The sequence below is a fragment of the Glutamicibacter sp. V16R2B1 genome (assembly GCF_005774635.1).
Taxonomy (GTDB): Bacteria; Actinomycetota; Actinomycetes; order Actinomycetales; family Micrococcaceae; genus Glutamicibacter; species Glutamicibacter creatinolyticus.
In genome coordinates, this window is the sequence record NZ_VATX01000009.1 from 144,014 (window position 1) to 157,721 (window position 13,708).

The 13,708-nt window shown below is 67.6% G+C and carries 11 protein-coding genes; 5 read left to right on the top strand and 6 right to left on the bottom strand.

Annotation, left to right across the window (positions count from 1 at the left end):
* Positions 1 to 7: 7 nt before the first annotated feature.
* The 3 genes from FDN03_RS06255 to FDN03_RS06265 are packed head-to-tail and all read right to left on the bottom strand — an operon-like array spanning position 8 to position 3,039.
* Positions 8 to 1,576, bottom strand: a complete 1,569-nt coding sequence (locus FDN03_RS06255; protein WP_138175136.1) for a hypothetical protein — start codon at positions 1,574 to 1,576, stop codon at positions 8 to 10.
* Position 1,577: 1 nt separating this feature from the next.
* A complete protein-coding gene (locus FDN03_RS06260) occupies positions 1,578 to 2,264 on the bottom strand; it encodes an ABC transporter ATP-binding protein (RefSeq protein ID WP_138175138.1) in 687 nt (228 codons plus the stop codon).
* Positions 2,265 to 2,322: 58 nt separating this feature from the next.
* Positions 2,323 to 3,039, bottom strand: a complete 717-nt coding sequence (locus FDN03_RS06265) for a queuosine precursor transporter (protein WP_138175140.1) — start codon at positions 3,037 to 3,039, stop codon at positions 2,323 to 2,325.
* A gap of 507 nt (positions 3,040 to 3,546) precedes the next feature.
* Between FDN03_RS06265 and FDN03_RS06270 the strand changes: the two genes are divergently transcribed.
* From FDN03_RS06270 to FDN03_RS06290, 5 genes are all read left to right on the top strand, one after another.
* On the top strand, positions 3,547 to 4,257 hold the full coding sequence (locus FDN03_RS06270) for a TetR/AcrR family transcriptional regulator (protein ID WP_138175142.1): 711 nt from the start codon (positions 3,547 to 3,549) through the stop codon (positions 4,255 to 4,257).
* Between the two features lie 109 nt (positions 4,258 to 4,366).
* Entirely contained in the window at positions 4,367 to 4,987 is a 621-nt protein-coding gene (locus tag FDN03_RS06275; protein WP_138175144.1) for a hypothetical protein, read from the top strand.
* A gap of 30 nt (positions 4,988 to 5,017) precedes the next feature.
* Positions 5,018 to 5,842, top strand: a complete 825-nt coding sequence (thiD, locus tag FDN03_RS06280; protein WP_138175146.1) for a bifunctional hydroxymethylpyrimidine kinase/phosphomethylpyrimidine kinase — start codon at positions 5,018 to 5,020, stop codon at positions 5,840 to 5,842.
* Positions 5,843 to 6,252: 410 nt separating this feature from the next.
* Positions 6,253 to 6,741 carry an FBP domain-containing protein gene (locus tag FDN03_RS06285; RefSeq protein ID WP_138175148.1) on the top strand — a complete coding sequence of 163 codons (489 nt, stop codon included), beginning with the start codon at positions 6,253 to 6,255 and terminating at the stop codon, positions 6,739 to 6,741.
* A 370-nt stretch (positions 6,742 to 7,111) separates the two neighbouring features.
* Positions 7,112 to 10,444 (top strand): S8 family serine peptidase, encoded by a 3,333-nt coding sequence (locus FDN03_RS06290; protein WP_138175150.1) that lies wholly within the window; start codon positions 7,112 to 7,114, stop codon positions 10,442 to 10,444.
* A 94-nt stretch (positions 10,445 to 10,538) separates the two neighbouring features.
* Here FDN03_RS06290 and FDN03_RS06295 read toward each other — a convergent pair whose 3' ends face one another.
* Genes FDN03_RS06295 through umuD form a run of 3 tightly spaced genes read right to left on the bottom strand, consistent with a single transcriptional unit; the run spans position 10,539 to position 13,587 of the window.
* The gene (locus FDN03_RS06295; protein ID WP_138175152.1) at positions 10,539 to 11,807 is read right to left on the bottom strand and encodes a glycoside hydrolase family 3 N-terminal domain-containing protein; all 1,269 of its coding nucleotides are present in this window, start codon (positions 11,805 to 11,807) and stop codon (positions 10,539 to 10,541) included.
* Positions 11,808 to 11,855: 48 nt separating this feature from the next.
* On the bottom strand, positions 11,856 to 13,181 hold the full coding sequence (locus FDN03_RS06300; RefSeq protein ID WP_138175155.1) for a Y-family DNA polymerase: 1,326 nt from the start codon (positions 13,179 to 13,181) through the stop codon (positions 11,856 to 11,858).
* Complete coding sequence (umuD, locus tag FDN03_RS06305; RefSeq protein ID WP_054821624.1) at positions 13,171 to 13,587, bottom strand: translesion error-prone DNA polymerase V autoproteolytic subunit; 417 nt, start codon at positions 13,585 to 13,587, stop codon at positions 13,171 to 13,173. Before umuD ends, FDN03_RS06300 begins: the two co-directional genes overlap by 11 nt.
* Positions 13,588 to 13,708 lie beyond the last annotated feature (121 nt).

Consider the following 13,708-nt stretch of genomic DNA (forward strand, 5'->3'; position numbering starts at 1 on the left):
AGGAAGCTCAGGCTGCCTTCTCGCGCAGCGCCGCCAGGGCGCCCCCGCAGGCCAGTGCGCCCACGGCCCACAGCACCCAGGGCACATCGGTGGTGCCCAGCAGCACCGCCAGCAGCGGTGCGGCCCCGGCCAACACCGGAAGCACCCCGGACAGGGAATACCCCACCGCTGCGAACCCCTCGGTACTGGTGCCGGCCGCCAGCAGTTGGCCTGAGAAGTTCTGGTGCCCGCGCCCGGCCCGCTGCACCGCTCCGGCGAACACCCCGCCGCTGGCCAGCAGCACCCCGGCCAGTGCCGCCGTCCAGGAGGGCAGCACGAACAACCAGGCGGCAACGCCCACCGCCAGGCAGGTCGCCAGCAGGGCCGCGGGCAGGATCAGCCACGCCGCCGCGCGCACCACCTGGGTGCGGTCCGCCGCCAGCATCCGGCGCAGCGCCGCCGAGGCCAGGAGCGGTTCCACCGCGCTGGCCGCGGCCAGCATCAGCAGCACCAGCAGCGGCAGCAACCCAACCGCCAGCGTCATCGGGTTCGCCGCCGAACGCACCAGCAGCAGCACCGCCGCCAGCGCCAGACCCATCCCCAGTGGCGGCACGGCCAGGCGTCGGCGCCACACCCGGGTCAGCAGCACCTGCTGCAGCACCGGCAGCCGCGCGCCCCGTTTCTGGCGCCGCGGACGCGGCCCGCGAATGGCCGGGGCCTGCACGAACGCGGCTCCCGGGTTCATCACGCCCAGCGCCGCGGACACCACCTGCTGCCGCTGCCCGGCAGCGCGCAGCACCCGTGGCGGAATGCCGCGCACCGCACGCCCGGCCGGGCCGTGGGTGAGCAGCACCAGCACCAGCAGAACCAGGACGAGCACGAGGAAGCTCCTCCCCTGCCAGGCCCAGTCCCGCATCCAGCCCTCCACATCGGGCAGGATCCCGGCCACCGCCAGCCCCCACCCGGCCAGTGACGCCAGCATCACCGACCACAACAGCATCGTGCCGGCCCGGCGCAGCCGGTTGGTGGCGCCGCGGGCCTGGGCGATGACCGCCAGGTTCGCCACCAGCACCCCGGCCAGGACCGCAGCTCCCAGCGCGGCAGCGGCCAGCACCAGGGTGGGGGCCGGCATCACCGCACAGCACAGGGCGAACCACAGCACCCCGGCGGCCACACTGCCCAGCGCCCCAATCCAACGGGCGCGGCGCAACGCCGCGGCGTGCAGCCCCCGAAGGTCAATGGGCAGCGAAAGCCACCACACCGCCTGGGCGGCACTGACCGCGGCCGGCCCCAGATGCAGCAGCAGGCGCGCCACCAGGGCCGGGATCACCAGGACCGCGACCAGCAGCACCGGTCCCAGGGGCAGCACCGCGCTCGGCAACGGCACCGGCGCGGCGAACTCGCCCAGCAGCGCCCCCAGCCAGGCCCGCAGGAAACCAAAGGCATAGGCCAACCCGAAACCCACCAGCAGGATCCACATGTAGGTGTCGGAAAAGGCGTCGAACTTCTCTGCCCGGCTGCGCGCCCGCCGCGCCTGGCGCAGTACCGCGCGCGGATCCAGGCCCGGTGCGTTGGCGGCCGGTTGCGGATAGCGCATGCTAGCGGGCAAGCCAGTTCACCGCCTGCGCGCTTGTCAGTTCCCTCCACTGCCCCTGGTCCAGCAGCAGCACGCGAGCGGTGCACTGCCCGATGAAGCCGGCATCGTGGCTGACCAGCACCAGCCCGGCCCCCTGCTCGCGGCGGTCTCTGAGCCGCTCGGCCAGCCGGGCCTTGGACTGGGGATCCAGGCGCTGTTCGGGTTCATCAAGCACCAGGTAGTCCGCCGGCCGGATCAGGGCGGCGGCGAGCATCAGCTTGCGCCGCTGACCGGAGGAGAGCTCGTGGGGCAGATGCGCGGCCACCGGCTGCAGGCCGAAGAAGTCCAGCTCCCGGGCCACGGCCTGTTCCGGGTCCCGGACCTGGTGTCCGCGCGCGACCAGGTCCAGGTGTTCGGCCACGCTCAGCTCGTCAAGGAAGGCGGCGTCCTCCACCAGCAGGGCCAGTTTGCGCCGGTAGTCCAGCGCGGCCGCGTTCATCGGTTCGTCCCCGAAACGCACGCTGCCCTCCAGCGGCGCCTGCAGGTCAAAGATGGCGCGCAGCACCGTGGACTTCCCGCTGCCGTTGACCCCGATGATGCCAACCCCCTGCCCGGGGTGCAGCTGCAGGTCCAGGGGTGCGCACAGGGCCTGGGCGCCGTAACCGGCGACCAGGCCCTGAATGCCGATGGTGGGGGCCGCTTCGCTCATCTTTCGAGGCTATCGGCCCCGCGGTGGCAGAGGCATCCTCCGCGTGGAGGATTTCGTCCTAGCCCTGGCCCTGCAGGCCAGCGTCCCGGTACCCGGGCTCGCGTCGCTTGAACCAGCGGATCACCAGGGAAGTGAGGGGAACGAAGATGATCTCCACCCCGGTCTTGTACACGAAGCCGACCACCACGTAGTTGATGAAGCTGGCGGCATCGGCGATGCCGATCACCGAGGCGGCGATGGAGCAGAAGATCAGGGTGTCCAGGAATTCACCAACCCCGCTGGATCCAATCAGGCGGCCGATCAGTCCACGTTCGCCAAAGCGTTCCTTCAGCTTGACCAGCACCCAGGCATTGGCCATCTGCCCCGTCAGGAAGCCCAGCACGGAGGCGAGCACGATCTGCCACACCGGGCCCAGGGTGCGCTCCAGGGCCTGCTGTCCGTCATAGAAGTCGGCCGACGGCAGGGCAATCATGATCCAGAAGCACACCACCGCGAAGATGGCCAGGGCGAAGGTGACCAGGATGGAGCGGCGTGCGGCCTTGAACCCGTACACCTCCGAGATCACATCGCCCAGGATGTAGGCGATGGGGAACAGGAAGAACCCGCCGTCGGTGATGATCGGCCCGAACGCCACGCCCTTGGAGGCGCCGATGTTCGAAAGGATGACCACGGTGGCCATCAGGGCCAGGACGGTGGAGAAATAGGGGCTGCCGGTGGCCGCGAAAATGGCCTTGGAGCGATGTTCGGTCAGGGAGTTGGCGTTTGATGCGCCCATGAAATTTTCCTCATTAGAAGTGGTTCGCCAGGGTCCTGCCTGCCTTCCCACTTCGCCGCCCGCGGGAAACCGGCTGCGGTTTCCGTCTGGAGGGGTGGGGCGATCCGCCCCGGAAGTGGGGCCGACCGGACCCCGCTGTATTAGCACTTGCCCCACCATTATCCCACGCTTCGGCCCCTTGGATGGCGCTGGGCCCAGCGGCCTGCCCGGCGCTTGTTGCCCCTTCGGGTTCCCGCCGATCAGCCAGCCCCATTCGAAGAACCACAGCACTTTGGGCCGCCTGCAGCCTGTCGGGTCAAAAGTCAGCTGCGTCACAGTGGATACGGGTAGGCTCCCAAACCCATTTCCATCTGGTGTTCTTCGATCAACATCCGGTAGGAACAGGGGGCTTCAGTTGATTCAGGCCTGGATCCGTCGTTTCCGAACCGTTATTTTTGAACGCGTTCAAAAGTCCGTAGAATAGAGCCCGGGACCCTGATCGCCGGGCCTTGAAGGAGAATCGCCGCCGTGCAGCCAGCCACCCGCAAGGGCCGCAACACCAGGGCCGAACTGTTGCAGACCGCCCTGGAGGCCTTTGCCGAGCTCGGCTACCGGGAGGCGAGCATGCGCGTCATCGCCCAGCGGGCCGGTGTGTCGCTGTCGCACGCGTACTACTACTTCGAGTCCAAGGAACAGATTGTCGGGCAGCTGCTGCTGCGCCTGCGCCAGGAACAGTTCGAGCGTTGCCAGCAGGTCCTGACAGAGGGCAACACGTTGGAAAGCAATATCCGCAGCGCACTGGATATCTCGGTCGGCGTACTGCAGCCGTACCACGGCTTTGGCCCCACTTTTCTAAAGGTGCTGCTCGGCGAGGCGGAGCCCACCGGCGCGCCGGGCCGGGAGACCGAGCTGAAGATGTGGCAGCAGGTGGTCGAGCAGGCCCGACCCCTGCCGCCCCTGGGAATCCGCCGGGACCTGCCGCGTTTCTTGCTGCTGCTCTCCCGGATGCTGTTCTTCCTCTGGGCCTATGACAGCACTGCAAACCAACGCCGCTCCCGCCGGTTAATGCGCAATGCGGCGCCCCTTGCCGCGAAGTTCGCGGTTCTCTCCCGGCTGCCGGTGGTGCGCTCCCTGTTCGATGACCTGCTGGGGCTGCTGGATGATTCCGCAGCCCGGGATGCCGAGGAACCCCAGGGCACCCACCCCGGGCGTCCTGCCGCCGGAAACCTGGCCTCCTGACGCACCGGGTTCCCGGCCCGGGTTTGGTCACACTGATCTGGACGGGGCGGCAAATGGGCGTAAAGTCGAAAGTACGAATCCCAGGCCCTGACCACCAGAGGAGTCCCGCATGAACGCCGCAGCCCGACAGCTTCCGGAATGGACGAACAGCTATGCCCTGCTGCGGGACCGCATTCCCTCGGTGCCCTCCCCGGAGGAAGTCCGCTCGGTCTCCGAGGACGGCAATGATGTGGAGCTGCTGCGCTACTGGCCCCAGGGCTCCTGGAAGGCCCCTTCCGACGCGACCCGGCTGATGCTGCTCGGCGCCCGCAATGACCAGGCCGCGACCGAACTTTCGCAGCAGGGTTGGCAGCACACCGCCACGCTCGTCCTGCTGGCCGGGAAGCCCGAAGATGTCGAGCAGGTCGTCAAGCTGCCCGATACCTCCACCATTTTTGAAGCACCGATGGATAACTACGACGTCGTGGAGGTCACCGACTTTGACCGCCCCGTCGCCCGCGGGCGGATGCACCTGGGTTCGAACTTCGCGCTGCTCTCCGACCCGGACCTGTACTCGCCCTCCCAACCGGACCTGGCCCGAAGGGCCGTACTGGCCAACTTCGCCGGCTCGGCATTTCAGCACGGGATGAGCTGGATGCTGCTGGTCGCCGAGGAGCAGCACGCCAACCCGCTGGCGCCCGGCTGGTCCAAGGCCACACAGATCAGTGTCATGTCCCGTGAATCGAACTGAGCACCCCCGCCGATTCCCTACACTTGAACTATGACTTCTACGAGCACTGCTGAACGCCCTGCCATCACCCTGACCATCGCCGGTTCCGAAGCGACCGGCGGCGCCGGGGCGCAGGCCGACCTGAAGACCTTTCAGGAACTGAACACCTACGGCATCATCGCACTGACCTGCATCGTCTCCTTTGACCCGAAGGACAACTGGAACCACCGCTTCGTGCCGGTCGATGCCCAGGTGATCGCCGACCAGCTCGAGGCCGTGCAGGCCTGCTACGCCGAGAGCCTGGACACCGTCAAGCTGGGCATGATGGGTTCGCCGACCACGATCGACACCGTGGCCAACGCCCTGAAGAAGCAGGCGTGGAAGAACGTCGTGCTCGACCCGGTGCTGATCTGCAAGGGCCAGGAGCCGGGCCACGCCTTGGACACCGACCAGGCCCTGAAGGCGAACCTCCTGCCGCTGGCCACCTTCGTCACCCCGAACCACTTCGAGGCCGAGCAGCTGTCGGGGATCTCGATCTCCTCGGAGGAAGACCTGATCGCCGCCGCCAAGAAGATCCACGAGGCCTCCGGCGCCGCGGTGCTGGCCAAGGGCGGGGTCCGCATTGCCGGTGAGGACGCGATCGACGTTTTCTACGACGGCACCACCCTGGAGGTGCTGCGCGCCAAGAAGATTGGTGATGTTGCCGTCTCCGGCGCCGGCTGCTCCCTGGCTGCCGCCGTGACCGCTGAGCTGGCCAAGGGCGCCTCCCCACTGGAGGCGGCCCGCACCGCCAAGGAGTTCGTGACCGAGGGCATCCGCCACCGCGTCTCGGGCGCCACCCCGTTCGATGCCCTCTGGCAGGGCGGACGTCGCTAGGCTCCAGCCACGCAGGATTCCACAAGGGGGCAATATTGCGATACTGCCCCCTTGTGGCGCATCTCCCCCCGGGAATGTGAGATCCTCGGCGTTCGTTGGCTGTTACCCTAAAAAGTGAGTCGTGTGCCGCTGTTGGCGCCGCAGGGCTCATTCTGGTTCCGCCCTTGCCGGAGCCGCCGATGACTTGTCTGCTGACTGCGATACGTGCCTGGCACGGGAAAGGGGTGTGGCCCACATGGGCTTGAGGATTCCCCGCCCGTTCGCCCCTGCCGGCGGACGGGGTTAACGCCACCTCGGGCAGTGCGCCGTGCGCGCTGCCGCCGTTTCGCGTTCCCGATGTTCGTTGCAGGGCCTAGCTTCCCTACCCGCCGGTGCGCCTTGTCCGCACCCACCTACGCCAGGACATCCTCATGCAGCCCATTACCGAATCCACCATCCGCTCCAGCTTCATCAACGCCTCCCGCTCCGAAGCCCGCAAACTCACCCTTCCGGAAAGCTTCCCCACCCTGCAGTGGGAGCAACATGATTTCCTGGGCTGGCGCGATCCTAAAATGCCGCAGCGCGCCTACCTGGTCGCCACGGGCCCGGACGGCACGACCCGCGCACTGCTGCTGCGCGCGCCGGACACCACCCCGAAGGTCAAGCGCGCGATCATGTGCGAGATTTGCCGTGACGTCAACGCCCCCAACCCTGTCACCATGTGGAACGCCCGGCGTTCGGGCGCCAGCGGACGCAACGGCAACAGCCTGGGCACGCTGATTTGCTCGGACTTCCAATGCCCGCAGAACATCCGTGTACTGCCGCCGAAGAACGCAATCAACCCGGACCCCGCGGCGGTCGTGGCCGAACGCATCATTGAAATGGGCGAACGGCTGCAGGCACTGATCAACCGGGTGTAGCCCGGCGCCCGCACCCCACAGCACCAACAACGCCAGCTGATCTCCGCCCCCGGCCGGGGGCGGACGTCAGATGGCGTCATACTTCCCACGAACGCCGCGCGAGCTGCGAACCGCCTCCGGGCCGGGAATCTCGCGGCATTTTTCCTCCCGCTATCGCCCGCTGGGTAGTGAAAATGCGAAGCTCCGAAGATTACTATTCAATAAACGCTTGAAATGTGGTCATGGTCACATAAGATAACGGTGGGATCTTGACGCACGAGCGGACGTCAAGAAAGCCTAGCGGCGACTGATCTTGGGGCAATGGGGTGCTTCTGCCGGGAGCCGATACTCGCGCAGGATGATTCCGCTTTCCAGCCCAGCTAGGAGAATCATGATCACTCGGCGCCCATCGGGCCTTGCCCGTACGGTCATGGCGTCGGCCACCGCCTTGGCGTTGGCAGTCACCATATCCTCACCCACCATGGCGGCCCCGGTGCCGCGACCTGCCGACGGTGAGGCAGCACAGTCGCTTGGCGGCAAGCACAATTCAACCCTGGAGGACCTGAAGGTCTCCGGGCCGCTGGCCAAGGCCAGCGGTGAAGTATCGGTATACGTTCAGCTCGAAGGCGCCGGCGCCTTCGAGGAAGTGGAGGTCAAGACCCGCAAGAAGAACACCAAGCGGGTCAAGCAGATCCGTTCCGAGGTCGAAAAGCGCGGCAAGGCGCTGGCCAAGGAATCAAAGTCCGAAGTCCTGTACACCACGGCAAACACGTTGCGCGGCGTGGCACTGAAGGGCGATGCCGAACAGCTGCGCGAACTGGCTGAAAGCCCGGACGTTGCCAAGATCAGCGCCATCGTTCCCAAGCATCCAACCAACCGCGGCGCCGTCATTGACACCGGCGCGCTGGAAAGCTGGAAGGCGCTGGGCAAGACCGGCGAGGGCGTGAAGATCGCCGTGCTGGACACCGGCGTGGACTACACCCACGCCGGATTCGGCGGTCCGGGGACCTTGGAGGGATACAAGCAGGCCCAGGCCTCCCACGAACTGCCTTCGGCCGACTCCGGCCTGCTGGATCCCGAGAAGTTCATTGGCGGCTGGGACCTGGTGGGCGATGACTACAATGCCGACCCGAAGGCTGCGGACTACCAGCCGGTGCCGCGCCCCGACCCGAACCCGCTGGACTGCCAGAGCGCAGGGCACGGTTCCCACGTGGCCGGCAGCTCCTCGGGCTACGGCGTGAACGCCGATGGCACCACCTTCAGCGGGGACTACTCCAAGCTCACCGCCAAGGAGGTCTCCACGATGCGCGTCGGTCCGGGCACGGCGCCGGAATCCCAGCTGATCGGCATCCGCGTCTTTGGCTGCTCCGGTTCCTCCGCCGTGGTGGGCCAGGCCCTGGACTACGTGCTGGACCCGAACGGCGACGGGGACTTCTCCGACCGCGCCGACGTGGTGAACATGTCCCTGGGTTCGGACCGCTCCCCCACGCAGGACCCGGAAAACGACATCGTTGACGCGCTGAGCAAGGCCGGGATCCTCTCGGTCGTCGCCAGCGGCAACGCCGGGGACGTTACCGACATCGGCGGTTCGCCGGGCAACTCACGCAGCTCCCTGACGGTGGCCAACACCGTGGGCTCGCAGGTTTCCCTGGACGGCATCCAGGTCGATGCCCCGGCCGATGTGGCCGGCACCGTCGCCGGACAGTACTCCTCGAACTTCAACTACACCTCCGCCGATCCTGCCAAGCTCAGCGGTGAAGTGGTCATGGCCCCGTCCTCCAACGCCTTTGGCTGTGAGCCCTTTGCGGCCGATTCGCTCAAGGGCAAGTGGGTGTGGCTGCAGTGGAGCGAAGACGGGCAGTTCCCCTGTGGCTCCGCCGCCCGCTTCAACAACGCCGAAGCCGGGGGCGCCACCGGGGTGCTGCTGGATTCGGAAACGAACCTGTTTGATGCCGGGATCGCCGGCAACGCCACCATCCCCGGCGCCCAGCTGACCCTGGACAACTCCAAGAAGCTGCGCCCGGCGGCCGAGGCCGGAACCCTGAAGGTCACCCTGTCCCCCGATCTGATCGGGGCCACCTCCGGGGATTCCGGGGCGAAGGACACCTTGAACTCCTCCTCCTCGCGCGGGGTGCACGGCTCCAACGGCGTGGTGAAGCCGGACGTGGCGGCCCCCGGAACGCAGATCGGCTCCGTGGCCGTAGGCACAGGAAACCGTCCGTCCGTCAAGTCCGGCACCTCGATGGCCACCCCAATGGTCGCCGGTGTGGCCGCCCTGGTGCTGGAAGGCAAAAACTACAGCCCGGAGCAGGCCAAGAGCCTGATCATGAACACCGCCGCCGCCGACGTGCTGGCCGCCAACGGCAAGGCCTACGGGCCGAACCGCGTGGGCGCCGGACGGGTGATGGCCGATGCTGCAATCTCCTCCCCGGCCTACGCCTTCGACACCAAGAACCCGGACCTGACCTCCGTGGTATTCGGGGTCATTGAACTGGACGCGAAGAAGAAGTTCTCCGCCACCCGTTCGATCACGGTGAAGAACACCAGCAAGAAGAGCGTGGACTACAAGCTGAAGTACGTGCCCTCGACCGAGATCCCGGGTGCCAGCTACAGCCTGGACCGTTCCTTGGTACGGGTGGCGCCGGGCAAGAGCGCCAAGGTCAACGTGACCCTGCGCATCGACCCACGCAAGTTCTCCAAGACCATGGACCCGACCATGGAGCGCACCCAGTCCGGCCTGGCCCGGGCCTGGGTCAGCGACGTGACCGGGCGCGTGGAACTGAGCAGCTCCAAGGCCCCCACCCTGCGGGTGCCGGTCCAGGCCGCGCCGAAGCCCACTGCCGAGATGAGCGGGCAGGTCAAGAAGCTGAAGAAGGGGCAGAACCAGACCAGCATCAAGCTCAAGGGCCAGGATCTGGCCCTGGGCAAGGGTGAGGGCCAGGTGACCAGCCTGCTGGGCGCGTTCGAACTGGGCGCCACCAGCAAGCGTGAGGGCAAGCGCCTGGAGTCGATCCCCGTGGCCAGCGCCATGGACCTGCAGTACGTGGGCGCCTCCACCACTGCACCGCGCACCGGGGTGGCCGATGGGCTGCTGAACATCGGCATCTCCACCTGGGACAACTGGGCGAACCTGGCCGGCGCCACCGAACTGGACGTCGAATTCGACACCAACGGGGACGGCAAGGCCGACTACGTCTCGTTCACCACCCAGCTCGATGACATCGACCTGGACCTGGTGGCGACCTTCGATTCGAAGACCGGGGCCCAGGTTGACCTGCAGCCGCTGAACGGCGTGCTGGGAGACGTGGACACCAACACCTTCGACACGAACGTGGCGATCCTGCCGGTGGCCCTCAGCTCGCTGGGCCTGGATGAGTCCAGCAGCAAGATCTCCTACCGCGTGCAGTCCTACTCCTGGTACCACACGGATGACCAGGGCGCCCTGGTTCCGGTGGACACCACGAAGTGGATCGACTTCAACGTCGCCAGCCCGCAGCTGGACTTCGGCGCCACCGGCACCCTGTTCACCGACCTGAAGGGCAACCACATCCCGGTCAGCGTCGAGAACGTGAAGAAGGAGTCCAAGGCGCTGCTGCTGCACCTGCACAACGGCACCGGAAAGCTCGGTGAGAAGAAGAACAAGCACAAGCCGCAGAACGATGGTGATCGCGCCGAGGTGCTCACCGTGGTCGACGGACACAAGTCGGGACACCACAAGAACTAGCCGGCACGATCCGGCAGGACTTGTTCCGTCCTGAGGTACCGAGCCCCGGTCGTGCTCCCAGCAGATGCTGGGGGCACGACCGGGGCTCTTGCACTTACTCCTGCGCCCGCAGGTGCTCGGTGACCACCAGGGTGGCCGCCTGGCGCACGGTGTCGGCGAAGGCCCCGTCCTTGGCAGCGCGGGCAGCAATCGCCTGCACCATCTGCACCGCCTCATCGGCCTGCACGCACAGGGCCAAGGTGCCGCCGGCGGCAATGAACTTCACCGCCCGCTGCCCCAGCGCGGTCTCGGACACGGCCGCTGCGTCGCACAGGTCATCGGAGATCACCAGGCCCTCATAGCCCAGCTGGTCGCGCAGCAGCTCATCGATGATCGCCCGGGAGAACGGGGCCGGGTTCTTGGCGTCGAGCTTGGAGTAGCTGGCGTTGGAGATCATCACCCAGGCCAGGTCCTGTTCAATGCCGCGCACGAAGGGCTGCAGGTATGGGTCCTGGGCGTCGGTGACGGTGTCCACCACGCGTTCGGTGGTGTCGGTGTTGCCCTTCACCCTTCCCAGGCCCGGGAAGTGCTTGATCACCGGCTGCACCCCGGCATCATCCAGCGCCTGGTTCACTTCGCCCACCGCATCCCACACGGTGTCCGGGTCGTAACCGAAATTCCGCTGCCACTGCCCGATGGGGGCGTTGCCGGCCCCCAGCGATTTGGGAACCGTGTCGGCCACCGGCGCCAGGTTCACGTTCACCCCGGCCTCACTGAGCTGCCGGCCCAGCTGCCCGGTGGACTGGGCCAGACGCTTGGCCGACCAGCCGCCCTGGGTCAGCGCGCTGGGCAGGTTGGTGAAGCCCGAGCCCTGCAGCACCCGCACCGAACCGCCCTCCTGGTCGGTGGCGATCCACGGCTCCAGCTGGCCGGGCACGTTCGGTGCCACGGCCTTGCGGATCTGCTTCACCTGGCCGGCGGTCTGCTGCAGCGACAACTGCGAGCGCCCGCGCAGGAACACGCTGGCAATCCCCGCGTCCGCCAGCTGGTCCAGTTCCTGCTGCGTGGCACCGGTGGCCGGCACCCCGGCCATCACCAGCAGTCCGGCCTGCTGCTGCACCTCCAGGTCCCGCACCAGTTCACTGGCCCGCTGCGCCTCCGGATCCTGCGGGGAGGCGGTGGGCGTCGGGGAGGCGGTGGGGCTCTGCGACGCCGTGGGGGACGCCGGTGCGGAGGCACTGCCGCTGGGGGCGGGGCTGGAAGAGCCGGGGGCCGGGGTCGGGGCGGGGTCGGGCTGCGGGGCCCCGCCGGAACATCCGCTCAGCGCCAACGCCAGGACGCAGGACAGGGCCAGGGACTGTGGTGCACGCCGGGGAAACCTCATGCTCTCATTGTGGCACCCCGCCGGGCCCCCGCCGCGCGGCAACCGGATTCAGGCCCGGACCGTGGGCAGCTCATCCCAGTTCGTGGTGAAGCGCGGGGACATGTGCTCGCGGCGCATCGCCCAGTCCGGGTCCCCGGCCAGTCCGCTGCGTCCCAGCCCGATCGCCTTGCTGCCAAAACGCTCGGTCACCTGTTGCACCATCTGGCTCAGTGTTTCCCCGCTGTCCCCGGCGCCCTGCGGTGCCGGTGCCGCGTCCTGCCACTGCAGGTCCAGCTGGGTGGCCTCGGGCTGGTCGCTCAGCCCGGAGAGGATCACCCCGCCACGCACATACTCCGTGCCGGGCTCCATCAGCCCCTCCATCGCCTGCACCGCCAGCCGGGTAATCAGGATCGGGTCCCGTGTCGCCTGCGGCAGGCGCACCTGGGTGGAGGGGAAGGAGGCCGGGCCTGCGGCAAAGCGGCTGGTTCCGGCCATCACCGTCAGCAGTGCGGCGTAGCGCCCCTCCCGCGCCAGGCGCGCCGCGGCCTTTTGGGCGTAGAAGCTCATCACCTCGCGCATCTGCTCCCGGCTGGTCACCGGGTGGGCGAAGGAACGGGTGAACATCACCTGCCCCTTGTCGGCACGCTCCTCCACCGGGCCGATGCAGCGGGTGCCGCCCAGTTCAAAAACGGTGCGCTGCAGCACGACGGAGAACCTCTTGCGGATCAGCTGCGGGTCCGCGCCCGCCAGGTCGGCGATGCTCACGATGCCCATCCCGGCCAGTTTCCTGCCGGTTTTGCGTCCCACACCCCACACCTCGGTGACCGGCACCAGGGACTTGATCCGCGCCACCACCTCCGGGTCCATCAACTGCTCCACGCAGACCCCCTGCAGTCCGGGGTTCTTCTTCGCCACATGGTTGGCGAACTTGGCCAGCGTCTTGGTGGCGGCCACCCCCACGCAGACCGGCACCCCCACCGAACGCTGCAGGGCCGCCCTAATCTGCGCGGCCGTGCGCTGCACCTGCTGCAGGGACCCGGTCAGCCCCAGGAAGGACTCGTCGATGGAATACACCTCCTGCCAGGTTCCGAAGCGGGCCAGCACCTCCATGACCCGGGCCGAGAGGTCCCCGTACAGTTCGTAGTTGCTCGAGCGCACCGCCAGCCCGTGGCTGCGCTGCAGGTCGCGGACCTGGAAGTAGGGTTGGCCGGTGGTGATGCCCAGGGCCTTGGCCTCGGCGGAGCGGGCCACCACGCACCCGTCGTTGTTGGACAGCACCACCACCGGCCGGTTGCGCAGGGTGGGATCAAAAACCCGTTCGCAGGAAACGTAGAAGTTGTTCACGTCCACCAGGGCGATGTGCTCGCCGGCCTGTGCGGATGGGTCAGCGGACATAATGCAGGCACCTGGTCACGACGCCGAATACCTCGACCTCGTCATGCTCACCCAGCCACTGCGGCTGGGCCGACTCGTCGCTGAGCAGCCCGACCCGGCCCCGCTCCACCTGCCAGCGGCGCACCAGCATCTGCTCATTGAGGCTCAGCACCACCACGCTGCCGTGCTGGACCGAGCGGGAGCGGTCCACGATGATTTCATCCCCGTCATGGATCCCTGCGGAGACCATCGCCCCTCCGGCGACCCGCATGATGAATGTGGAGACGCGGTCGGTAATCAGCAGCCGGTTCAGGTCCAGCCCGCCGTCGAAGTAATCGCGCGCCGGTGAGGGGAACCCCATGGCCTGCACCGCGCCGACCGGCCCGCTGCTGCTGGCCTCGGGGACCAGCGGATCCTTCGCAGCCATCGCCCACCACTTTTCGTACACATATTCGAACACTGTGATTCTAGCAAGGAAACACGCCGCAGTGTCTATGCTGTAAGCAGGCAGGATTTGCGCACCACGGCCGTCGGCCGGCGCACCTGCC